At 39.2% G+C, this 24,301-nt stretch carries 23 protein-coding genes, 1 tRNA gene and 1 pseudogene; 12 read left to right on the top strand and 13 right to left on the bottom strand.

Features of this window, described 5'->3' with window-relative positions; genetic code table 11:
* Positions 1–30 precede the first annotated feature (30 nt).
* Positions 31–105 (top strand) — tRNA-Cys (locus Q1W14_RS20435).
* Between the two features lie 149 nt (positions 106–254).
* A complete protein-coding gene (locus Q1W14_RS20430; RefSeq protein ID WP_300704548.1) occupies positions 255–1,427 on the top strand; it encodes a site-specific integrase in 1,173 nt (390 codons plus the stop codon).
* Positions 1,428–1,653: 226 nt separating this feature from the next.
* Here the strand turns inward: Q1W14_RS20430 and Q1W14_RS20425 are convergent, their stop codons facing one another.
* The 7 genes from Q1W14_RS20425 to Q1W14_RS20395 all read right to left on the bottom strand — a co-directional run bounded on the left by Q1W14_RS20425 (position 1,654) and on the right by Q1W14_RS20395 (position 7,787).
* Positions 1,654–2,181 (bottom strand): hypothetical protein, encoded by a 528-nt coding sequence (locus Q1W14_RS20425; protein WP_300704546.1) that lies wholly within the window; start codon positions 2,179–2,181, stop codon positions 1,654–1,656.
* A 9-nt stretch (positions 2,182–2,190) separates the two neighbouring features.
* Positions 2,191–2,634: a hypothetical protein gene (locus Q1W14_RS20420; protein ID WP_300704545.1), complete on the bottom strand. Its 444-nt coding sequence runs from the start codon at positions 2,632–2,634 to the stop codon at positions 2,191–2,193.
* Positions 2,635–2,646: 12 nt separating this feature from the next.
* Positions 2,647–3,093: a hypothetical protein gene (locus Q1W14_RS20415; RefSeq protein ID WP_300704543.1), complete on the bottom strand. Its 447-nt coding sequence runs from the start codon at positions 3,091–3,093 to the stop codon at positions 2,647–2,649.
* 330 nt (positions 3,094–3,423) lie between these two features.
* Positions 3,424–4,809, bottom strand: coding sequence for a MobV family relaxase (mobV, locus tag Q1W14_RS20410; protein ID WP_300704541.1), 1,386 nt, complete (start codon positions 4,807–4,809; stop codon positions 3,424–3,426).
* Positions 4,810–5,000: 191 nt separating this feature from the next.
* The gene (locus Q1W14_RS20405; RefSeq protein WP_300704539.1) at positions 5,001–5,954 is read right to left on the bottom strand and encodes a toprim domain-containing protein; all 954 of its coding nucleotides are present in this window, start codon (positions 5,952–5,954) and stop codon (positions 5,001–5,003) included.
* Positions 5,955–6,085: 131 nt separating this feature from the next.
* A complete protein-coding gene (locus Q1W14_RS20400; protein ID WP_300704537.1) occupies positions 6,086–7,435 on the bottom strand; it encodes a DUF3987 domain-containing protein in 1,350 nt (449 codons plus the stop codon).
* A gap of 109 nt (positions 7,436–7,544) precedes the next feature.
* On the bottom strand, positions 7,545–7,787 hold the full coding sequence (locus Q1W14_RS20395) for a hypothetical protein (protein ID WP_195649494.1): 243 nt from the start codon (positions 7,785–7,787) through the stop codon (positions 7,545–7,547).
* 137 nt (positions 7,788–7,924) lie between these two features.
* On the opposite strand from Q1W14_RS20395, the gene Q1W14_RS20390 reads away from it, so the two are divergent.
* The 7 genes from Q1W14_RS20390 (at position 7,925) to Q1W14_RS20360 (ending at position 14,455) form a co-directional block, all read left to right on the top strand.
* Entirely contained in the window at positions 7,925–8,587 is a 663-nt protein-coding gene (locus Q1W14_RS20390; protein ID WP_300704534.1) for a helix-turn-helix transcriptional regulator, read from the top strand.
* A 26-nt stretch (positions 8,588–8,613) separates the two neighbouring features.
* On the top strand, positions 8,614–9,354 hold the full coding sequence (locus tag Q1W14_RS20385; protein WP_300704532.1) for a Fic family protein: 741 nt from the start codon (positions 8,614–8,616) through the stop codon (positions 9,352–9,354).
* Positions 9,355–9,356: 2 nt separating this feature from the next.
* Entirely contained in the window at positions 9,357–10,118 is a 762-nt protein-coding gene (locus Q1W14_RS20380; RefSeq protein ID WP_300704530.1) for a Fic family protein, read from the top strand.
* Positions 10,119–10,322: 204 nt separating this feature from the next.
* Positions 10,323–10,883, top strand: a complete 561-nt coding sequence (locus Q1W14_RS20375; RefSeq protein ID WP_300704529.1) for a hypothetical protein — start codon at positions 10,323–10,325, stop codon at positions 10,881–10,883.
* Positions 10,873–11,319, top strand: a complete 447-nt coding sequence (locus Q1W14_RS20370) for a hypothetical protein (RefSeq protein WP_300704527.1) — start codon at positions 10,873–10,875, stop codon at positions 11,317–11,319. Before Q1W14_RS20375 ends, Q1W14_RS20370 begins: the two co-directional genes overlap by 11 nt.
* The gene (locus Q1W14_RS20365; RefSeq protein ID WP_300704525.1) at positions 11,320–11,787 is read left to right on the top strand and encodes a hypothetical protein; all 468 of its coding nucleotides are present in this window, start codon (positions 11,320–11,322) and stop codon (positions 11,785–11,787) included.
* A gap of 367 nt (positions 11,788–12,154) precedes the next feature.
* Positions 12,155–14,455 (top strand): ATP-binding protein, encoded by a 2,301-nt coding sequence (locus Q1W14_RS20360; RefSeq protein ID WP_300704523.1) that lies wholly within the window; start codon positions 12,155–12,157, stop codon positions 14,453–14,455.
* 36 nt (positions 14,456–14,491) lie between these two features.
* On the opposite strand, the gene Q1W14_RS20355 is transcribed toward Q1W14_RS20360, so the two are convergent.
* Positions 14,492–16,312, bottom strand: a complete 1,821-nt coding sequence (locus Q1W14_RS20355) for a RagB/SusD family nutrient uptake outer membrane protein (protein WP_300704521.1) — start codon at positions 16,310–16,312, stop codon at positions 14,492–14,494.
* Between the two features lie 12 nt (positions 16,313–16,324).
* Positions 16,325–19,546 carry a TonB-dependent receptor gene (locus Q1W14_RS20350; RefSeq protein WP_300704519.1) on the bottom strand — a complete coding sequence of 1,074 codons (3,222 nt, stop codon included), beginning with the start codon at positions 19,544–19,546 and terminating at the stop codon, positions 16,325–16,327.
* A 136-nt stretch (positions 19,547–19,682) separates the two neighbouring features.
* On the opposite strand from Q1W14_RS20350, the pseudogene Q1W14_RS22030 reads away from it, so the two are divergent.
* From Q1W14_RS22030 to Q1W14_RS20340, 3 genes and pseudogenes are all read left to right on the top strand, one after another.
* A pseudogene (locus Q1W14_RS22030) lies at positions 19,683–20,243 on the top strand (TPM domain-containing protein); the annotation flags it as partial.
* 622 nt (positions 20,244–20,865) lie between these two features.
* Positions 20,866–21,093, top strand: coding sequence for a DUF2613 family protein (locus Q1W14_RS22025; RefSeq protein WP_366945770.1), 228 nt, complete (start codon positions 20,866–20,868; stop codon positions 21,091–21,093).
* An 84-nt stretch (positions 21,094–21,177) separates the two neighbouring features.
* Positions 21,178–21,708 (top strand): TlpA disulfide reductase family protein, encoded by a 531-nt coding sequence (locus Q1W14_RS20340; RefSeq protein ID WP_300704517.1) that lies wholly within the window; start codon positions 21,178–21,180, stop codon positions 21,706–21,708.
* Positions 21,709–21,774: 66 nt separating this feature from the next.
* Here Q1W14_RS20340 and Q1W14_RS20335 read toward each other — a convergent pair whose 3' ends face one another.
* The 4 genes from Q1W14_RS20335 to Q1W14_RS20320 are packed head-to-tail and all read right to left on the bottom strand — an operon-like array spanning position 21,775 to position 24,289.
* A complete protein-coding gene (locus Q1W14_RS20335; RefSeq protein WP_300704645.1) occupies positions 21,775–22,506 on the bottom strand; it encodes a class I SAM-dependent methyltransferase in 732 nt (243 codons plus the stop codon).
* Between the two features lie 2 nt (positions 22,507–22,508).
* Positions 22,509–22,694 carry a hypothetical protein gene (locus Q1W14_RS20330; protein ID WP_300704515.1) on the bottom strand — a complete coding sequence of 62 codons (186 nt, stop codon included), beginning with the start codon at positions 22,692–22,694 and terminating at the stop codon, positions 22,509–22,511.
* A gap of 19 nt (positions 22,695–22,713) precedes the next feature.
* A complete protein-coding gene (locus Q1W14_RS20325) occupies positions 22,714–23,091 on the bottom strand; it encodes a VOC family protein (RefSeq protein WP_300704513.1) in 378 nt (125 codons plus the stop codon).
* A 28-nt stretch (positions 23,092–23,119) separates the two neighbouring features.
* Positions 23,120–24,289, bottom strand: coding sequence for a DUF4468 domain-containing protein (locus Q1W14_RS20320; RefSeq protein WP_300704511.1), 1,170 nt, complete (start codon positions 24,287–24,289; stop codon positions 23,120–23,122).
* Positions 24,290–24,301 lie beyond the last annotated feature (12 nt).

Here is a 24,301-nt window from a genome sequence, read left to right as displayed (position 1 = left end):
CAAACGAGAATAAAGCGTTCTTGAAAGAACGGTTCCTTGGATGAGTGGCTTAGTCAGCGGTCTGCAAAACCGTGTACGGCGGTTCGAATCCGCCAGGAACCTCCAAAAGCAAGAAAGGATTAGAAAGTAAATTTCTAATCCTTCTGTTTTTTAAGTACTTACGTCCTCTGTGGTGGAAGGATTGGAAGAAGAAATTTCATAGTTTTCAGCTTTTGTTTTACAATTGTTTTACAGTAAAACAGCCAAAAATTGTAATGAAAGCTACGATTAAGATTGAGTTGCGCAAGGATTACGCAACCAAAGAAGGCAAACAGATGGTTTGTCTGCGTTACACTGCTTACCGTCGTTCTACTTTAATCAGTATGAACATAGCAGTTTATCCCAAACATTGGAACAAAGTATCGAATACGGTACGTGGTTCTGAACCTCGTTGTTACTACTACAACAAAGCCATCAGTGAAGTGTATCAGAAGGCAGACACGATAGTAATGGAAAACTTCTTTACTCCGTTGCCTATTCCTCAATTCTTGGAACGCCTGAAAGATAAACATCACGGCAATACCGATTTCTATGTTTTCATAGAAAACGAGATTGAGCAGCTAAAACAATCCCGTGCAACAGGAACGATTTCCAATTATTATAAGCTAATCAATACCATGAAGGAATGGAAACCTACCCTTTCTTTCAGTGAGATAACTTTGGACTTCATTCAGCAGTTCCATAACCATGAACTTGAAGTAGGCAATATTCTTTCTACCGTCTACAAGAAGCACTCTAACTTGAAATTCCTGATTGGAATTGCTGTCGATAAGGAGAAGTTGGCAAAGAATCCCTATGAGAAGTTTGAAATCAAAAAGAATATCAAGGCACAGAATAACGATGTACTGACGGAAGAAGAGCTTAAAAAGCTACAAGCTGCCTATGATAAGAAGGATTACAGTAAGGGAAAGCAGGAAGTCTTGAGAGAGTTTCTGTTTAGCTGCTATACCAGCCTATCTTTTGCCGAGTTCTCCGTGCTTACTTATTCCGACATCAAACCGATAACGGTCGATACAGGCGAAACCTACCTTATCCTGTGTAATGAACGTACTAAGACTAGTGTAACCTATAAAATTCCTATCGTATCTCCTGTTGTGGTAGCTCTACTTGGGAATGGTGAGCCGTGCCAAAAGATTTTCTTGCCTATCTCCAATCAACCAACTAACCGTTATTTGAAAGATATTATGGCAGATTTGAAGATTGATAAGACAATGACCTTCCATCGAGCACGGCACAGCTTCCGAACGATAGCAGCGAAAAAGGGTATTCGTGATGGAATAGCCGAGAGAATTATGGGACATGCAGAAGGTAACGACATCAAGGATATTTATACCCATCTGCATGATGAGGATATTGTGAAGGAAGTACGAGATAAGTGGATTGTGTAGATGGGCACATTTTCCACACTTTCCGCATTTTGATGGTTAATGTATTGCTCTTGAATTGATTGAAGGTGTAAATAAAATGTCAATAGGATAAAAAAAACTGGCTAAAAGAAAAACAATCTTTCTCTTTTAGCCAGCACATATATTTTATTATTGATTGAAAAATGTTTAATTTGCTTGCTTTACTCTTTCTGTTACATGAGTTTTTATGAAGAAAAATATTTTTATATTAGAAATCCTCACTATGCTCGCATAAAGAGAATTGCAACTTATAACCGACAAAAGTCCCATAGAAATCAATGAAACAATTTGCTTCCTTGCTTTTAGAAATCCATTGTGCCCCAACTCTATTATATTTAGCATTATTTTCATTCAAGCCATATTGGGGCTTGCCATATAATCTAGTCAGACCTGCTTGGATTATATCCAATTCCGTTGCATCAAATACTGTTGCTTTCTCATTTGTAGCTTTGACCAATTTCATTGCTTCTATGGCATGTACCTTTCCATTCAAACCAATGACTCTTACATAATTCATAGTTACATTAAATACACTATGATAATAGGTATCTGTAACTTTGTAAATAGAGTAGCCATTTGAACTGTTTTCAAAACTCAATTTGTTAGATATTTCAGAAATTGGCATTCCAATAGTTATTCCCTTAAAGGAAGGCTTAGCCTCTAACTGTTGAATACCTTGAGCGTAAACAATGAATACACTCATTAAAAACACAAAAAATAGAATTGTTTTTTTCATAACCTATATTTATTTTGCGGTAAATTCCCATCTTTGATAAAGATCATTCCATTTATAATAACCAACCATGTTGCCATAAGAGTCATATATTTCATATTGTTTGTATAAATCATTCCACTTCTTGGTATATTTCATGTTGCCATATGAATCGTATTCCTCATTTTGATTATAGAGATTATTCTTTTTCTCATAACCTTGTTGATTCCCATATTGGTCTTTGATTTCTTTTCTGTTATATAAATCATTGTATTGCTCTGTTTTTAATAGATTACCATTTGCATCGTAATACTCAAGGCGATTATACAAAGAATTATATTTGGCATATCCAGTGAGGTTGCCATAAGAATTATAAAATTCAGTTCTGTCATACAATTCGTTATACTTTTGCGTATAATTCTGTCCCCATGATAAGATAGGTACTAATAGGAAAATAATTGTGATAATTGTTTTCATAATATGTGCATTTTAAAATATAAACCATGAATAAGATAATGTTTCTTTCTCTTTTATAGCGAACAATACATGATTAGCTTGAGGAAAACCACTTTTTGAGGCTTTCTTTAAATATTTTTTTCCTTTACGCTTCTGCCCTGACAAATAATGTGATACTCCCAAATTATAATATAATTGGCTGTTGTAATATCCTGTATTTAAGGCTGCATTTGCATAATTTATAAAATAGCCGATTTGTTTATTTTTTAAATATCCATACGCGGTCTGTGAATACCTCTCAAAGTTCTCTTGGTCTTGTTTTTCTTTCAAGACTTTTGCTGCTGCTCGTAATAACATCTCATCATGTGACATTGGAACATAAGTGTTAATGAATGTAGCAGTGGCAGGCGTGTCATAGCGGTTCTGTGCGACAATAAATGTCGGAAGTACGAATAGTAATAAACATAACTTTTTAATCATACTACTTGCTCTTTAAAACTCTTCCCAGCTCCATGAAGAGAATTATAAAATAAGAAGCGTGGAACTGCAATGCCACGTCTTAACTTGAAGGTCGTAGGAAACCTATAGATGCAGATGTAACAATAGCAGCCCACGCTATAGCGTGAGAACCACTATGCAACCCTTGCATCTAATTTGAAAATTTCCTACGTTTTCAAGTTACAAGATAAGCATAACGCTTCTTTATTTCTCTATATCAGAAAGAGTTTCCTCTATCTAAGTTGCAAACGTAACAAAATAATCTGGAATATTCAAGCTTACTTCTCTTTTTGTTAACAAGAGAAAATACTCTTATATTTTAAAGCCTTTTCGATGAACACATTCATGTAATTTTGTTACAGGTAATTTCAGCTCTTCATACTTTAACTTAAACCACTCCGCAATCGGTATCTTGTCCACGACAAGTCCCACGCGTTTTTTATCTTCGGATATACAGAGATGAATTTTAGAATTTTCTGTTTTGAATTTCTGCTTGTACTCCTCGCTGTGTAGCCATCCAGTAAATGAAAGTACTGTACCCTTGAATAAGATCGCTATTTGTTCAGCAGTCAGCCCAATAGCCCTACACAAACTTTCGGTTTTTAACAACTCTCTTGCCGTAGGAAACCAAGCAAGTACTTTGGAGAGGGTGTTTTTCAAATTGTTATTTTCTTTTTTCAAATTCTGTTCTCTCTGTTCGTTGGATTCCTTAATAGTTCTCAGTTCTAGGCTTAATCTCATTTTCTGGTTCTCAATCTCGTCAAACGCTCCTTTTTTGGCAACTGAAAAACCTTCCTTGATAGCTTTGTTCTCGTCCCACAACTCTTGAAGCGCAACACGTAGTTGCCTATTCTCCATTTCCATTTTAGCCACTTTAGGAGTACCTAACAAAGAACTTACCCCGTCCATCAGCTTAGAACCCACATCGGCAGCAGAGTTCTTAAGCTTTTCTTTGCTAACATCCGCTTGAGCTTTCGATAATTCAGCTTTGGCTGCTTCCTGTTGTTTAAGTAGAACGGATATATTACTCTGAATACTTTCCGTTTGGTTTAACAGTTCTCTGTAATACTGAGAGGTTGTAATGTGTTTCGCTTCTGACCCCTCTATGCCTCGCTGAAGCCCAAATTTTGCCATTTGTTCCGCATAGGTGTTTTGATATTCTTTGAGTTTAATTCGGCTCATAACATCGTCAGCACATAGTCGAGTATTGTCGGAACTCTTGGTTCGGTACTTCTTCTTACCCTGCCTGTCCTCTGACTTTTTCCTTCTCCGTTCACCCGTAACGATGGGTACCATCGTTGCGTGGATATGGGGAGTGGTTTCATCAAGATGCAGCACTGCCGAAACGATATTGTCTGCCCCGTAGGTCTTCTTCAACCAATCAAGGTTATCCTTGCACCACTCATCCAATTTACCAGCCTGTTCTATCTGTCTCATATCATCGGGGCTACCTGTAAGCAATATCCGGACCGCCCGTACTTGGTTCTTGCCAATCTTGCGTTCAAGTCCCGCCGTGTCTAAACGGTGCTGTATCGCCTGTGTCCGGTTCTGCACCCCATCAGGGAAAGTTATCATTTCCCGGTTCAGGTGTGTACGCTCCACATCGGCATTCTTCGGAGCAATGGTTCGTTCAATGTGTGCCGACATTCCGCTATCTGAAGCCGAAGCCTTTTCCATATGTAATACTGCGTATCCCATAAAAATTCAATTTTATTATTTAACTTTTTAATTGTCTCTTACGGCATACTTGCCGTTCTTGGGTGTCCAGAGGGTTGTAAACCCTTTGGCTTATTGGGGGATTTTTAGCGTTACGGAGTAATGCGGCTCGAAAAATCCCCTAATAAGCTATGGTATTTCTGACTAAATACCTGCGGAGTGCGTGCGGCTGGTTACATTCGGAAACCTCTGTTTTTTTTCTTAGGCGGTTGCGGTGCTTGCTTTGCCTGCTGGGTTAAGTCAGTAGACTGTATGCACTTCTTACCACAAAGAAAGTCGTTCAAGTCCTTGTACTCGGAGTAGTGGTGTGAAGCATCACGTACACGCATACCGTACTCTTTGATGATTTCCTGCAATGCCGTTACTCCTGCTTTATCATTATCAAGAAAGCAATGAATATGTTCGTAGTCCGCTAATGGGTACATCGCTTTCGATAGATTGCTGGTCGAGTTCAGGATGATATAATCCTGCCAGTCCAAACAGGGGTATTGCGGATTGCTCTTTGTTCGAAGTGTGAGGAAAGAAAGATAGTCTACAAATCCCTCGAAAAGAAAACAGGTGCTTTGGGGTTCTCCCTGCTGTCGGATATGAGTAATGTCTTTGGGGGCTGCGCATCCTTTGAAAAATGGATTGCGTACCTCATACCCTCCCGACTGATTGGGAAATCCCACCGCAAAGTAGGGTTTCCCGTTACTGACAAAGTGAAGTTCCTTGCATTCTCTTTTCGCCAGTTCCATATTTATCCCACGCTCCTGTAAATAACGAAGTAATGCAGGATGGGTAAGCGGAACGGCTTCCAAATTCTGAAAGCTCGGCTCGATGGTCTGCTGTGGAAAAGAGAAAGCAGTAGGGCGAATGTATGGTGCTTTCTCTTCGATGCGATGTAATAGGTCGGACACATTATATATATGGTACAGTTCTGCCGCCAGTGCAATAATGTTGCCGCCTTTACCTATCCCGAAATCATACCATTCGTTACGGTCGAGATTGATTTTGAACGAAGGTTCTTTTTCCTCACGGAACGGGGAGTTATACCAAAGGCTGTTACCTTGCTTTTTTACAGGATGATAGCCTAAACTTTGCAGATAATCTGCTAATTTGATGTTCTTTACTTCTTCTATATTCATTTCTTACTCTTTTCGCCAAAGGTTGTTTCGTACCTGCATAAAGTGTGGCGAGTTCACTTTATGCGCACGTTTATACATTTGAAAATCAATTAAATGAAAGTCAAAGTGTGGAAAGTATGGATAGTGCAGGCTTATACCATCTTCTTGTATGCTCCATGACTGACATTCTCAAAGAGCTTTCCTTTCTTATCTGCTAGAAAACGCTTGAAAGCATCTGCCGAAATATTCAGCTTTTGGGCTATCTTAATTCCTTCGCCTGTGGTAAACTCCATAGGTAAAGCATTATACAGATTACTTTTGTCGGTTGGTAGCTGTTCCAATGATGCCGAAGAATTGGTAATCTCTTGTACTCTCTTTGCTGAATTACGGAAATACTCAACGATTGCGATTGCTCCTTCTACGCTTGTTTGGTCTATCTCCATCCGCTCCGCTTCATCACAAGCCCATCTAGCTAATTGTAAAATCAGGCTGAAACGGATAATGTATATATCCAATTTGCTATATACCCCGACCAGAATATCATCAGATTCTGTGTTGCATAAGTCTGTATTCATGTGTTGCCACTTGTAGAGCAGGCTGCGAGCTTCCGTGCTAAAGGCAAGTTTGGACGGAATGAGTTCCCCATTCTCTCCTGTAGTACATTGAATATCGGTCAGCTTCCTGATAATAGACTCCCAAAGTGGTGCGATGTGCGTAGATAGTTCACACTCATTCCAATACTCCTTCTTTAAGTTGGGTGGAAAAACAAATAGGATACGGTCGATAAAGCCGTTCTCCGTTCTTTCTCCTTTTGCCAGTTCTTTGAGCAATCCTTTCTGTATAGTGCCAATCACGGAAATGAAGGAGTGTTTGATGAAAGCAGAACTTTTATTTCCCTGCCTATCCAGTATAATCGGTTTACCACTAAACACGGATAACCAAAACTGTTCTTCTGAACCACTGTTATAGCGGTTGAAATTCTTTAACCATGACATCAGTTCGTCCACATATAAACAGATACCCCGTTTGTTATCTTGATGAATCGTGATAAGCCGTTCGGGGGTAATATCCGATACGATGAATTTTTTCAATACAGGTTCAACTGGCAGTTCCTTTTCTTCTTTACTGCCTTTTTCTTTTCTGCTTGCAAACAGCAGGCGATCGTACTCCTTTCGTTCCTTCTGATATTTCACGGATGAGTTCATATCCAATTCAAACAAAGGCTGCATGGCAAAACTAAGCGGATGGCTCTTGTTTACTCCTGAACGTCCGATGATTGCCATATATAAGATGGCACGTTCGTCCCACCCCTCTTTTACCTTTGCAACGAAATTGTTGCCAATACCAACGGAAAGGGTAAAGCAGATAGCAGAAGCAATGTAGTCTGTCGGATAATTCAGGCAGGCTTTTGTTTCGCTTATTATTTCCCGTATCGGTTTAGGGAAAACAGAGATAGGAAAACTATCTTCTTGTTGTTCAGGCATATTATCAGGGGGTATCATATCAATTCATTTACAAGGTAACGCCCCAGCTGGGGAGCGTTACTTTACTTTCTCGTGTGGTGGATGAAAAAGAAACTTGCATATTCAACTTTTTGTTTAGCAATTGGCTTTACTTGTTATTATACTCTTTAATAGAACTCTCAAAAATCCGATTATCGGCAGTCGCTTTTAGTACGCCTGCTGCAACAAGATCTGAAATCTTTTTGTGAGAACGTCCCATCATTCTCGCTACTTGGTTAATACTATAAGTCTTTTCAACACTTGCTTCAGGCGGTTGCGGCAACTTCTTATCCAATACTCTTTCCATTATCTTTTCGATAACGGCTTCTGTAGTTACAATTACTGTTTCCATCTTTTCTTTTCTGATTAGAATTTTCGTTTATATTATTAGAACTAAATTTTATTTCTTATCTTTGTGGCTGCAAATATAGAAAGAATATATTTAAAGCTAAACTAATTGTTTAGTATTTAACTTTTAAATACAATCTTATGGTTCATCTTGAAAGAATAAAAGAGTTGTGCGAAAAGAAAAACGTAACAATGAAACAGGCTGCCATCGAACTGGGTATGACGGAGCAGAGTTTGCACAAAATCATCAAAGCGAACTCTACCAAGATAGATACGCTGCTGACTATGGCTCAATACTTTGCTGTAGAGCCTGCCTATTTCTTTGATAACTACTCTACTGATACTACTAATGGTATATGTATCAATAAGGAAGAGTTGGAAGGATTACTGAAAAAGGTAATAGCCTATTCAATTCATGGCTTTGGAATGGTAAAACTCGAATGGGATGCCAAAGAACAAAAGTTTAATTCTTACTTTGATGTACTAAAGAAACAGTATAGTCCTGATGCTGCGGATTTGAAATACATTTCCTCTTTATTAGAATCGGAGATTACGATAACAGATAAAACCACCCCGAAAGATGTGGCAAGGGTATTGATGTCTAAAGATGAGTTCGACTTTACATCTACCTACTACTATGGCATCCGAAAGATGGAAGTACAGGAAGAACTACAGAAACTTATGTCTTTTTTGGATAAGCACAATATTCCTGTTACTGATTCTATCAGGAAGGATATTGATGAACTGAAAGGTAGGGTTAAGTATTATGAAGGGAAAAGTATTATAGGGAACAATAAAATCTAACCATAGGCTACAATTGTTTTATAAGTATGGAACAGATATTTAATAAGGAACAGCAGGAAAAAGCGCAATTCATTTTGAATCATCCTTTGGCTAAGCTATCGGATTTGCGCTCTAATGAAATAAAAGATTTGGCAGTGGTGTGGTGTTACTATTCAGGTAAGATTGAAGGTAATACCTATACTTACGTGGAAACAGAAGCATTGCTCAAAGATGGTATTACTTCCGAAAAGAAGTATGAAGATGCCAAGATGCTGAAAAACCTATATAATACTTTTATTTCCGAAGTGGAGTATATCAATAAAGGGAAGAATCAAGAAGTGATAGATGAGCGTACTTTGTTCAGAGTACATCAATCTATATCTACTGGCTTGGTTTCCGATGAAGAATCAGGCTATTTAAGAACAAGAGCCGTCCGTATCAGTGGTACGGAATACATTCCCCCGAAGGACTTACACGATATTCGGGCTAAGTTGAATGAAATACTTTATCAGCAGGAGCAATATACCAATCCATTGGAACGGGCTGTTTATCTCCATTGTAACATAGCTAAGTTGCAACCTTTCATTGATGGCAACAAACGTACTTCCCGAATGGTGGAAAGCATCGCTTTGATGAATGCTGACATTATCCCTGTCTATTCCTCCAAAGATGCCGATATACTGAACTACAGAAAAGGGCTGATTGCCTTTTATGAAACGGGCAATTATTCTCCTTATGCCGATTACTTTCTGAATAAGCAAGTGGAACGAATTAAAGAAATAGAGTAACCATGAATGAAGATATGAAGGAATTACTGAATGAAATAGATGTTCTCAAAGAGCAACTATCCTCTTTGCGCCCACTTCCCGAAGAAGCCTTGAAAAAGATTCAAGATGCTTTGGACATTGAATATACCTATGAAAGTAACCGTATAGAAGGGAATACGCTTACCTTGCAGGAAACTGCCCTTGTTGTAAACGAAGGTGTTACGATTTCAGGAAAGTCAATGCGTGAGCACTTGGAAGCTATCAATCATACCGAAGCCATCAATTATATTAAGGATATTGCCAAACAGGACATAGAGATAAGCGAGCGTACCATCAAAGAGATACACGCCCTTATTCTTCATGGAATAGATCGTGAGAATGCCGGAAGGTATCGTACGGTTCCCGTTATGATTTCAGGTAGTACGCATATGCCCCCACAACCTTATCTGATAGAGAAGCAGATGGAAGATTTCATGCTCCGTTTTCGACAAATGGAAGAAGAAAAGGTGCATCCTGTACTCGTAGCTGCTTACTTGCATGATGAACTAGTGCGTATTCATCCATTCATTGACGGCAATGGTCGTACTTCCCGACTGTTGATGAACTTATACCTTCTTCGCAATGGTTACGTTATTATTACCCTGAAAGGTAGTAATGATGCTAAAATTAACTATTACAAGGCATTGGAAAAGTCACACACGGATGATTTGGCGGAAGACTTTCAAAAGTTGGTTGTTGAAGCAGAGATGGTTGCCTTGCAGAAGTATTTGTCTATAATGGCTTAAGAAGCATAAGCTTTCACGAGGACTTTGATAAAAAATATAGAATCTGTAATGGTGACATAGTGAATTATCTATTGCTTACTTAAAGTAAGCACTTCTTGGATGATCGTTTTCAAGAAAAGACAAGCCCACTTAGCAAATAAATGATATTAGTACTAGCATGATTTCATTGTAGTTTGTATATTTGCATTCTAAAATGTATTAATTGTGACTCAGCCAAAGAAAAAAAAACATAAGAAGCCAAAGAAAAAAATCATTCTTGAGGAAAAAGATGTATATTTATATCAGGATGATTTAAATGGATGTGAGGAATATATAAATTCAAATTTCTCTGAACCTACTCAGGCTTTATATAGATGGACTAAAGCACCGACAAAGCCAAGTGATCTTGTCCCACAGTATTATTTGAAAAAAGAAGAGGATGATGCCTTGGGGTTAGAACCAACTGTAGAAGAACGAGTTGAACGGAATACGGTTTCAATGTATACTAGTGAGGAAGCATCTAGAATTGCATATAACGGTGTTCTGAATAGGCTTGATAAAAAAGATAAGCAAGAATTGAATGATTCGTCATCTGGACATAAAGCTGAATTTATAGATCGGTGTGGTCTTTATGTCTCAAGATTTAATTTAACAGCAGAGGATGCGCTTGTTGGAAAAGAGAACAAAAGGGGGCATGTCAATGTTATCCTAAAAAGAAAATTTGATTTTGATAAGTGTCTAGATCAAGACTTTGGAACAAAAAAAATATTAGAAGATGAAGTATGAATGGAAAATTGTAGATAGCAAAAGCTTTTTGGGATTCCGAAAAGTTGGAGATTTGCAGTGCTATGGTACTCCATTTCTTTCTTTGTATTATGACATAAATGAAAAAATGTTACTTTTGTCTTTGGCTGCTTACAAAAGAGATAATTATTCTTCATGGCTCTTTTTTTATGTTAGTAAAGATGATGTAATATCTTATCTAAATTCTTATTTAAGTCTTAGAGAATGGATGAAGATTTGTGAAGAAGAAGTATGTTATCTTAAAAAGGAATATAGTAATACAAAAATAGAATGGTATGAATCTATTGAGATTCCACAAAACCTTTTATCAGATGATGATTTCTTTGAAGAAGATTTTTGTAAAGATAAGCATAGGATAAGGAATTTCTTGGCTTCAGATCAATATGTAATCAGAAATAGTAATATACCAATTATATAGATGGAAGTACTTGATGCTAAAAAAGAAGGAGAATTATTGATTTTAAATATAAATAGTTCTGAAGCTAAAATTTCTTTTTTTAAAGAGGTTGAAGAGAATGAAGATGTAACGTTACAGTTATCTCCCACATTATTTATCAATTTAGATGAAAGAAGTTTTGCTATAAAGATAAAAGCTGTATTCTATAATAGCTCTGAGGATACTGCAATTAGCTCTCCTATTGCGGTTGTTATATCTTTTGCAGCTAAGGATTTTGAATCTATCTTTAGTCTAACAAAGGAAAGTATACAAATAATGCAGATGCAAGTAGTTTTAAAAATGTTAGATACTACTATTGGGACTATTAGAGGAGTCCTATATGAGCAGACTAAGGGAACAACTCTTTCAGATTTCTCACTTCCAATTATTACAATGCAAAATTTTATCAAGGAGCTAAAAATAAAAGTTATAAGAAAGAAGGAAAATTAAGAGAATACTGATTATATGCTTCTAATTTAAGCACCTTTTATTGTATACAGAGTAATTTAAACAAAATATTTGTTTTACAATTGTTTTACAGTAACGAAGCTAAAGAGATTCTAATCGTTTGGAAATAAAGGAATTGTCTTGGTGGTTTAAAATCCGCCAGGAACCTCCAATAGTAAAAAAGGATTAGAAAGTAAATTTCTAATCCTTTTTGCTTTTAGGTACATTTGTCTTTTGTGGCAGAAGAAGTATTATTTGAAAAACTCCCAATTTTATTATGGCACTAATGTAAGATTATTAAACTCTAATTCATATATTTGCGCAGTGATAAAATAAAAAATGGACAATGACGATTCTATAGCCTGCAAAGATGAAAAAGCACCTTTTAGTTCTGTTACTATTATTCTGCATTTATCCCGGGTTAGCCAATGCGCAACAAAGGAATCCAGATAAACACATTGTTGTTCTGAGTGCCATAAATTTCGAAGACAGTGGTACAAAACAGACCTTTCAATATATAAAAGACAACTTTGGGAAGAAGGGATATACGGTTGACGGTATCGCTTTGCAAACACCGGGTGCTATTTCGGTCGATGATTTCGAAGAGAAAAGAGAAAAGCTGCGCACTACCTATCCTATACCCCCTGATGTTGTTGTATGTTTGGGAGATCCGGCTTGGCTGGTTACTAAACCCCTGTTCGATAAAGAATGGAAAGGAGCCCCGACTATCATTTGCTACGCCAGAGATGTTATGTATAAGAATGAGAAGTCTTTGATACCACGCTACAGAACAGACAAGGACACGTTAATTTCCACCGGTCAAATGACCAAAGGATATAACATCACATATATCGAATATCCTCTTCTTATAAAGAAAACAATCGAAGCGATGCAAGAACTTCAACCTGCATTAAATAAGATCGCTTTTATTCATGATCAACGTTATGCTGGCGTTAGAAACCGGGATGCGGTACGGGAAGCAGTCGAAAAATATTTTCCTGAAATGCAATTTGAATCTCTATCTACCGGAACGCTTACTACAGAACAACTATTGGATGTCTTATCTTCTTTAGATACTAGTACAGGTCTTATCTATAACTCTTGGTATAGGATGAAGGAAGATGACGATAACAATTACCTGAGTGATAATGTACAAAAAATGACCAACAGTTTTTCTGTTCCTCCTGTTTACATCATTCAGGACTTTCCTATGGAGTCCGGTAATTTTGCCGGAGGTTATTATATATCCTCAGAATCTTATCAAGAAACTGTAGAACGTACCCTTCAAGAGGTTTTGAATGGGAAGGCTCCAAAAGATATTTCCCCACCTCAGATCAATACGGCAAAATTATATTTAAACTATCAACATTTATTGCAACATAACATCAACCCTAACTTATATCCTGGAAATGCAACCTATTTCCAAGCTCCTCCTTCATTTTTCGAGAAATACAAAGTACATATTATCAGTACTGCTATAATTCTTGCTTTACTAACTATGATACTGGTTCTCCGTGTACGCTATATTGTTCAGAGGCAAAAGTTGAAAACGGCTCTTAAAGCACAGGAATTGAGTAATAGATATCAGCTTGTATTAAAAGCCAGTCGCATGTTGACTTGGACATGGGATCTTCAAACCCAGGTACTCGAATGTAATAATCTATATATGACGGAAAGGTTAGTCTGGAATAAAGAACTAAACGATTCATTTAACGTCACAGCCGAAGAAGCATATGCAGGTGTACATCCGGATGAAGTCGATAAGTTTAAAGATGATATCCAGAAGCTAATCCACGGCGAAATAGAAGCCATAGATGAGGAAGTACGTTTCTTGTCGAATAAGGGAGACGGTAGTTATGTCTGGATTGAGGTGTTTGCTACAATCGGTGCCAGAGATCCCCATGGAACCCCTGTTCTTCTGACCGGTGGAACAGTGCTTATCAATCAACGCAAAAAAATGGAACTGGAGTTGAGGGACAAGGAAAAGGCGGAAGAGGCTAATCGGTTGAAATCGGCTTTCATTGCCAATATGAGCCATGAGATCCGTACTCCATTAAATGCAATTGTTGGCTTTTCCAGTTTGATTGCTCAGATGTCCCCTAACGAGGAAACAGAGGAGTTTTGTCAGCTTATTGAGACAAACAATGAACTGTTGCTACAATTAGTGAATGATATCTTGGACCTATCCACAATAGAAGCCAATCAAATGGAGTTTAATTATACAGAATTTAATGTGTCCACCCTTTTCCATAATATAGAACAAATGTTCAAGCTTCGGCTTAAGCAAGGGGTGGCTTTGTATTGTGAAGTTCCGGAACAACCTTTTGTGATTTATTCCGAAAAGAACCGGCTGACCCAAGTAATAACGAATTTCTTGACAAACGCCTGTAAATTTACAATGCAAGGTTCCATTCATGTAGGATATAAACCTGTGAATGAGGGGCTCTATTTCTATGTTAAAGATACCGGAAAAGGCATCTCTGCCGAGAATATGTCCCGCGTATTCGAACGTTTTGCCAAATGCGATTCCTTCACCCAAGGGACTGGGTTAGGTTTGTCGATCAGTCAAACGATCATCGAACACCTGCACGGAAAGATTGGTGTGGAATCCGAGTTAGGTGAAGGAAGTACGTTCTGGTTTACAATCCCTCTTGTTGAATCAGCACAGTAGTGTGAGCCGGAAACTCCTTCGAGCTTGGATCAAAGTTTACCATCCTGGATTTTGCTTCCATTGACCACCTGTCATCTCCTCGCTTAACATGCGGGGTTGAATGGGCAAGAGATAATCACGGTCCACCTTAAATTTCCATCCATCTTTATATTCGGCTGTACTTAGCGGGACAATGTAACGAAGCGCATCACCCGGTTTACCACTTAAGGCAAGATTATTTCCGGAAGCCTTGTCATAAACTAATTTACCACCATACGCAGGATGATTTTCCAGATTGCTGCCGATAAAGAGGGCGCCTTTCGACCATTTCCCTACAATCAGTTCGTCAGCAGCAGCCCAACGGAAGATATCTTCCTTCCGTCGTCCTTCACACGCTTTTTCAATGCGGCGTTCCCGGCGTACCGCCTGAATATATTTATTCAGGGTACGGAAAGCATAATCGGCTTCTGTATTATATTCGCGGTCAAAATCTACAGCCGGCATTCCTACACGGTCGCGCAAAGGTTGTAAAGCTTCGATGATTTTTAGTGCATTGGTAGCACCATCTAATTCAGCCAAAGCCTCGGCATAATTTAGCAGAATATCTGCATAACGGAACTGAATAGCAGGTGTAGCACCTTTATCCAAGCCATCCAGACTGCCGGTATAATCAATTTGAACATGTTTCAACAAAGAATAGCCAGTCATATTCTGGTTATAAGCAGAGCTACCAATTAGCGGCGGAACTTGATAGTAAGGCGCCTTATCATCTGGACGAAGTTGTTGCCCTGGCATACAAACAGTTTGTCCCAAACGTGGGTCACGCAAAGTGGGTTGTAGTTCGTTACCGAAAATCTTCTTTGCTTCGATACGTTGTTCGCCGATGAATGGCTTGCCGTCAATGGTTAGATAATCATCGACTAAAGAAGCATCAACACCCACACCACCGCCACCTTGGTTTAAGTAACGGTCCACGTTGTTACCTATCTGGTCGCCATCATACTGTTTGAACCAAAGTACTTCAGGATTACTCGATAAATTAGTTGTTTGGAAGAGCTGGCGATAGTCATTCTGCTTTTCACCGGTATTATAGATTTTCCATACACCGCGATCCATCACTTCTTTGGCGGCAACGGCAGCTTGCGTCAGATAGTTTTGAATCTTTTCATCGGTCACGGTTGGATCGAAGAATTTGTCGTTCTTAGCTTTGTGATATCTTTCCCAAGTTCCTTCAAAAAGTGCTACTTCACTTTTCAAGGCACATGCTACATCCTTGTGTATACGCATTTCGGCACAACTATTTTCAGTAGTGAGGTACATTACTGCTTTATCTAAATCGGCCAAAATACTATCAGCAATAACTGTACGATTGGCACGTGGTAATTTCATTGCCTCCATATTAGGGTCCAGCGGAGTATTTACCCACGTCAGTTGTCCGTAGTTTACAAACATCTGATAGTAATACCATGCACGAAAATAATAAGTTTCACCTACATAGTGGTTAAAGAGAGTAGTACCTTTTTCGGTACAATTATTTAAATTGTTCAGTAAGAAATTTAAGTTGCGAATTTGCGTATAGTTTTCTAACTTGACAGCACTGCTGAGGCTTGTTTCACCTGCTAAAAGGGTGCTTACTGAACTGGATGTCATATTATCGCTATGGGTATCTGCTCCGGCGATGAATCTTCCACCACCGGTATCAAAATCTTGAAGACGCAAACCATCTTCATAGAACTGATCCAAATATATTCTTATTTCTCCGATTGTTTGAAACGGGTTTTCAGCAGAAAGTACGCCTTCGGGCATTTTATTCAGGTCAAAACAGGCAGTAAGGTTGAATAAAACTACTATACCTAATACTATATTTATTTTCTTCATTTGATTATCTAATTATAAGTCAACAACTAAACCGAAAGATATCACTTTGTTAACAGGATAGTTTTTCCCTGCTTCATCCCAAGTGGAACTATTTTTGGTGAAGACGGCTTCAGGATCGAACATACCTTTTAGTGGGGTGAATGTCAACAGGTTTTCACCTGAAAAGTATACCTGTGTTTTGTGTAAGCCTATCTTTTTCATCCATGCAGCCGGTAGATTATAGCTGATAGTCAGATTCTTCAGACGGCAATAAGCGGCATTTTGAAGATACCTGTCGCTGGTGGTTTTTGTCTTGTTTGAAAAAGGGATTACACCATTAAGTGTATGAATATAGGGTTTCGGATAGTAAGCGTCCTTGTTTGTTTCGCTCCAGTAATCCAAATGTTCTTTGAAAACAGTTACTTGCGCATAAGAATCACTTCCCCAGAAGTAAGTTCCATTGGGATTCCAATCGCGTTTGCCCACACCTTGGAACATAGCGCTAATCGTCAGACCCTTCCAACTGATTGAGCCATTGACGGTATATTGATATCGGGGGGTGGTATTACCTATTACAGTCATGTCACCCATATCATCAAGTGTATTGAGCCCGTTGTCAATCTTATTATTACCGTCCAGGTTGCGGTATTTCACGTCACCCGGAGTCCAGGCTTTGCCACTAATAAAAGTCAGATCATAAGCTTGGTTATATTCGTCGGCTTCTTCTTGGGTCTGTATTAAACCATCGGCACGGAATCCCCAAATTTCACCGACTTTCTTACCTTTATACCAGTTTTCTTTGGGATTTGTATTACCACCTTCATAGGCTGTAACCACGGCAGTTGCATCCGAAAGTGATCCGCCGATGGTATATTCGATATCTTTTCCAATTCTTCCATAATAGTTCAATACCAATTCCCAACCACGATTACGCATGCTGGCATTATTGGTATCGGGGGCTTTCGCACCAAAGAAGTCGGGAAAGTCTACAGCAGGACCTAGCATGTCTTTTGTATCACGTTGATATACGTCGAACGAACCTGTCAGTGCATTACTGAAGAATCCGAAGTCCAGACCAATGTTTCTACTTTCTACTTTTTCCCAAGTGGTATTTGGATTCACGACTCTTGGTGCTTTAGAATAGGTGTGACGACCATCAGCGAATATATATTTTCCCAAACCCTGATCGTTCAAGTCTATTGTGGCAGCAAATGTGTAAAGTTCGGCACCTGCCTGATTACCAAGCAAACCGTAAGAAGCGCGAAGTTTCAAGTTAGAAACGACATTAGTTATCGGCATCATGAATTTCTCACGAACAATATTCCACCCCAACGATGCCGATGGGAAGAATCCCCAACGGTTGTTTTTAGCGAAACGGGAAGAGCCATCATAACGTCCGTTAACCTCCACAAGATAACGTCCGTCATAGTCATAATTGATACGACCGAAGAAGCCGCGGGTAGCCCAGCCATTACGGGTATCCACTACAGTTTTGTCACCCTCACCCATTCCCAAGTTAGGATTCGAAGTAGAATAGAGCCCGGTGGTTGAGTTCTTCATATAACTATATGAGTTGTCTTCTTCCTGATAACCTCCCATTAATGTGAAGTTATGAGTATCTGCCAACGTAAAAAGGTAATTTGTGTATAAGTTGATGGACTGATAACGGGTACGTCCGTAACTGCGGGTAAATTTACCATCAGGATACACACCTATCTCAGCACGTACTCCCTTTGAAGTACTAACTCCGTCTGCTCCATAGATAAGGGGACTCATATTCAATGCCTCATATTCGTCGTTTATCATTTCATAAGTGTAGTCGAAGAAGATAAACCAGTTCTTTAAAGGTTGAATCTCTAAGCCGGTAATCAAGTTGAAGCGATCACGTTGGCTATTGGTATATGTGCCACTCTGCAAATAAGGAATCAAACTTAATTCTGTAAAATTACCGTTCGGGTCTACAGGCGATACCGTTGGACGGAAACGTGCTAATGAATGATAGAAACCTTCGCTAAGCCCACCGTCCCCAAAGGGAGTGTTGTTATCTGAATGCATGAATTTGGTATTTGCCTTCAACTTTAACCAATCCGTGATTTGAGAAGTTATATTCGAAGCGAAATTATAACGGCTGAAATCCATATTGGCATAACGGAGAGCACCTTCTTCCGAATAATAACCTCCGGAAACATAGTATTGTGCTTTTTTACCACCACCACTTAAACTGACGTTATGATTCTGCTTGAATGCCCAATCTTTATAATGAAGGTCGAAATAATTTGTATTGCCAACTCCTAACTCTGAATTTTCAAAAGCAGGGTTCATATTTGCGTCTTTAGGAAGTTCAAACCAAGGGTCTACACTACTCGGATCTTTCACGTATTGTTGCAATAATGCCATTTTCTCATCGCTATACAAGCGGGGAGTACCTGTATTGGTACATCCGGCATTCCAAAACTTGGCAAATTCATAAGAGTTGACCATGTCCGGCAATATGGTAGGTGCGCTCCACCCCACATTTCCCTGATAGTTGATGCGCATTTTGCCATCTTCACCTTTCTTGGTAGTCACCAAGATAACACCGTAAGCAGCACGTGCACCGTAGATGGCGCAAGCGGCAGCATCCTTTAATACAGAAATACTTTCAATATCATTGGGATTCACATCCGAAAGACTCATTTCCACACCATCCACTAAAATGTAAGGATTGGCATTGTTGTTTAAGTTACCTTGTCCACGTAAAGTCAATGTTCCGGTAGAACCCGGACGTCCGGCGCTTGAGTTAGTGACCATCAGCCCTGGTACTATACCTTGTAAACTCTGTGTGGCATCAGCTATCGGTCGACGTTCAAATGCATTTCCTTTTACGGAGTAAACAGCACCGGTTAGGTTTACTTTCTTTTGTACGCCATAACCTACAACGACAACTTCGTTCAAAATTTCGGATTCTTCGACTAATGCTACGTTGAAATTTGTTTTACCTTTAACGGAAAGTGTCTGTGTGGCATATCCAATATAGGATATAACTAAATTTGCAGCGACCGGAACATTATTAAGTACAAACTGACCATCTATATCAGTAATTATACCGGTGGTTGTTCCCTCAATTAAAACGCTGACACCCACAATAGGTTCCTGGCTGTTTTTATCGATAACCTTACCTGTAACAGACAAAGATTGTGCTACAACTATCGGCGAATAAAGAAACATAATCGATATCAATCCCAAAAGGAAAGAAAACGGTTTTCTCTGTTTCATAAAAAATATTTTAAGGGTTAACTTAATTTAAAATTAGGGGATAAAGATAAATGAAATATAACCTTCTTATATCTTATTTTGCCTAATTAACCTCTTTTATCATCTACGATATGCTATCTTTGTTGCAAATAAAAATATGTCAAAAGAAAGATCCTATAATAATACAGTAATGAAAGATAAGACACAAAAAGACTACGTGATAACTGTCCGGATAATATTTCTTATTTTCTGCTGTACATTTGGTAGTAATTGTTCAGTCTTCCCATTAGGGTTTGAACAATTATTAAATATTTATAATGTAGCAGATGTTCCTAATCCTCGTAATGAAAGTGTTTTCAACTGGGTTAGTAATCCGAATCAAATACTTGATCAAAGCTGTGTGGAAAAAGTGAATAAGATGTTGGCTCAGTTGGAGGATTCATTAAGTATTGAAGTAGCTGTTGTTGCGCTTCCGTCCATTGGTGAAAATACTCCGACCGAGTTTGCCCACAAACTTTTTGAGCATTGGGGAGTAGGTAAGAAGGCAGACGATAACGGATTACTGATTCTCTTAGTGCTCGATCAGAGAACAGTCACTTTTGAAACCGGATATGGTTTGGAAGGAGTGTTGCCCGATGCATTATGTTTTCGTATTCAGCAAAAAGCAATGGTGCCTTGGTTTAAAGAGGGAAACTTTGATGAAGGAATGGTGCAAGGAGTTCAGGCTGTAACGTTGACACTTTATGGAAGTGATTATGAGTCTGCTTCTCAAGATACTTGGGGTATTCATTGGGAGAGGATTGGCGAGACATTTAGGGATTTCCTAACAGATATACCATTTATACTGTATCTTATATTTTGGATAGTCTTGATTCTACTGAATGTAATTGTTGGCTTCGTCATGGCAAATGGAGCTCGCCCTAAAAACAACTCAGCGGCGGCGGCAATCCATGTCCTGACACATTATAAACCTTTTGGGTGTGGATGTCTCATTCTCTTTTTCCCTATTTGGCCTGCTCTTTTTATAGTATCGTTATGGTATAAATACTGCCAGTACCGACGTGTTATTTTGCAAAGTGAAACTTGCGATTCCTGCAAAGCTGTGGCTTTACAACTTTTGTCCGATGAGCTTGCAGAGCCATTGTTATCAACTTCTGAACGTATGGAAAACCAACTGAAATCTGCCATCCATCGTATCTATCGGTGTAGCTCTTGCGAATGGACATTGCGATATAATTCTACCGTAACAAGTGAGTATAGGATGTGTAATCAGTGCCATACTATTGCTCGTAAGCAGGTCGGTTCGTGGAAAACAATTAAAGAGCCGACATATTCCGACAATGGTTTGGAAGTTGCAGATTACGTTTGCCAGATGTGTGGTGATAAAAAGCAAGCTAAACAAACGATTCCACGTAAAGTACGAAGCAGTAGCAGCAGTAGTGGCGGGCATAGTCATAGCAGTGGCGGCAGTCGTAGCGGTAGCTTTGGCGGTGGACGTAGTGGAGGCGGTGGAGCGACAAGTAGTTTTTAAGAATAATTGCTTATTGAATTCATATTCTTCGTATTGACAGAATAAATGAAATTATTATCTTTGTAAGGTAATGCAGTGTAGGGATTTTCTTTATTAATGCATATAATTAAGATTAAGTAAGATGAAACAAGTAAAAATTATGATTTTATGCCTCTTTGCTTTAGTGAGCATGGCAGGTATGGCACAAGAAGCCGATGATACAGGCTATATTGTGAAAGTAGGAGAGATGGCTCCCGATTTTACAGTGAAATTGACCGATGGTAAGAGCGTCACCCTTTCAGAACTTCGTGGTAAGGTAGTGATGTTGCAATTTACGGCAAGCTGGTGTGGTGTTTGCCGCAAGGAGATGCCATTCATTGAGAAAGATATTTGGTTGAAAAACAAATCAAATCCGGATTTCATGTTGATAGGTATTGACCGTGACGAGCCATTAGATAAAGTAATAGCTTTTGGTAAATCGACCGGGGTGACTTATCCGTTAGGGCTGGATCCCGGTGCCGATATTTTTGCCAAGTATGCTTTGCGCAAGGCTGGTATAACTCGTAATGTGTTAATTGATAGAGACGGACGCATTGTATTTTTGACCCGCTTATATAACCCTGAAGAGTTTTCCGGATTAGTGGCGAAGATAGACCAATTGCTTGCAAAATAAATTAGAAATGCCCCAAAAATTAATTATAAAACTTTTGGGGCATTTCTATTGAAGCAGTATCTCCGTTTATTGAAGAGTCAATTTAGCGAGATAGTCATAATGTTTTCCCTCTTTTACTAATTCTGCTTTAAATCCATTTTCTGTGGCATAAAGGCTCAGGGTTTGGAAGTCGATATATAACCAGTCGAATGAATCTCCTTTGATGTCTTTGTACTGCATCTGGAAATCAACTTCACCGTAATAATCACCGGCAAGGTCTATGACGATACTTCCATCCTCTTCTTCAAACAAATAGCTTAAGTCGCTAGAGTCCATTAGGATGCAGCCCCCCGGACAGAGCAGTTGCTTCATTTTCTTGAAGAAAGTCGGTAGATTCTCCAATTTTCCAATAATTCCGGAACCGTTCATCAACATCAAAATGGTATCGTAGGTGTCGTAAAATCGTTCGTCAAAGAGATTGGTTTGAGAAACGTTTCGTACGCCTCGTTGTTCCATTACTTCTACAGAGAGTGGGGATATATCAATAGCATGTACCTCTTTTCTCGCCTCTTGAAGAGCGAGAGTATGACAACCACTTCCGGCACCGACATCCAATATTTTACCTGTTGCCATGCTGAGAGCTGTACGTTCAAGCAAAGGCATCTGCTTTTCTGCACGGAACAACTCTTTAACAGGGATCTCATCTTCGTCAAATTGCGAAGAGAAAACCCGTAAGCGGTCGGCTCTATGACGTTTAAAATAGTCGGCTATAGCAGCCCCCATCGGATCTTTGTCAGCGGACAATAAATTGGTACTAATCATTATTTTTTATGTCTATTGGCACGTTTCCGACGGATTTCCGCCTTCATTTTGGCTGCACCGGAACCATGCTGCCCGGTGATGTAAGTTTTCTTTTTGGCTTTGGTCTTTACTTTGTCTTCTTCTTTAGGCTTGTCTTTTTTGCCTTTGAAAACAATGCCGCCCATCATAGCTTCTTCTATACTCATTTTATTCAGTTGAAAGTTATTATTTTACCGGGAGAACCTCTATCCAATAATCATCCGGATCATTGATGAAATACAACCCCATGGCTTTATTTTCGAAACATACCCACCCATTTTCTTTGTGATATTGGCGTATGGCATCATAGTCACCGGCTACACGGAAGCAGAGGTGGCTTTCATTTTCTCCCAATTCGTAAGCTTGGGAATGATCTCTTAGACAAGTCAGTTCCAATAAGAAACCTGTGCTTCCGTCCGTAAGATAAACCAAGGTGAAAGAGCCGTCAGTCGACTCTTTCCTATGGTGTTCTTTCAGTCCCAATGCTTTTTCGTAGAATGCAATGCTACGTTCCAGATTGGTGACATTGATATTGAAATGATCAAATTTACTTTTTATTTCCACTTTACTGGTTATTAATTGTTAGTACACTTTATTTTACCATTGCTTTCAGGATTTCGCCTACGTATGTACGCGGCATACCTTCCATAGCAGCAGGTGAAGGGAGCTTTTTGCATTCCAGAATGACAGAAGGTTCGTTCTGACCTGTAGGGTAGAAGCGTATGGTATATTTTTCTGCTTTTTCTATTTGTTCATACGGTTGGTCTGGTGATAAGATGCTAAATATTACTGGCTTACCACTAACTTTACCTAATGAACCACCAGCGTTTGCGGTCATCATGGTCATATTGAACGGTTCTTCACCAATCACGATAACCAGTTTTCCTGCACCTGTTTGGATGGCATCAGCAGAGAGCTGTGCCGGAGCTACTTGCTTGTAACCTTGTGCCTGATTGACAGCAGCCGGTGTAGTTGTAGCTGGCTCAACCTTAGTTGCCGGAGTGAGCGGAGTAGCCGGAATAACAACCGTTGCTGCTGGTGCTTGTTGTGCCGGAGCTGATACTTGAACCTTCGGAGATTCTACAGTTACTTGTTGCTTCGGAGTGATTACGATAGGACCGGAAGCGACTACTGTTTTTTCTACTTTCTTTTCTTCTTTTTTCTCTTCTACGGGAGCTTTTGCAGTGCTTGCGCTAAGTGCTTCGGCAACTCCTTGAGATAAATCGTCTACAAAATCAACTGTTTTTCTACGCCATTTAGCAAGACCACGTACTAGTTTATCTTGCGCTTTGTTTAGCGCATACTTGTCTACAATCCATTCTTCGGCAGTATATTTTTCTTTTCCTTCACGATAGCTGAAACGTACTTTTTCAACTTCAAAAGTACACTTCTCAGGTTGGCAGTTAACTGTGAGTTGATAAGTTATTTTAGTGCGGTCTAATGACAATGCGCTCGAACTGAAAACGATCCATTCGTCACCCGTACCAACAATTTGTCCTTTCTCTTTGTCGGAGTAAACTACACGGCTATTGTTTTCATTCTTTTTCAGACGTGCTTCCATCCAGCCCAGTACACGTTGGTAGATTTCATCCTGTGACATTCCCGGGATGCTGAATTCTTTGGTAAATACTACTTTACCATCTACTTCGGGGACGGCCCCGACCAAATACTCACTATCATCTTTATCTTTATCTTGTGCTTGCAGCATAGCGGGCAGGCAGAAACAAAAAAGAGCAAATAGAAGTTGTGTCAATTTTTTCATAATAGTATGCCT

Source organism: Bacteroides sp. (assembly GCF_030151085.1).
GTDB lineage: Bacteria > Bacteroidota > Bacteroidia > Bacteroidales > Bacteroidaceae > Bacteroides.
Note: the sequence above shows the minus strand (reverse complement) of the source record. Positions and strands in the feature narration are given on the sequence as shown.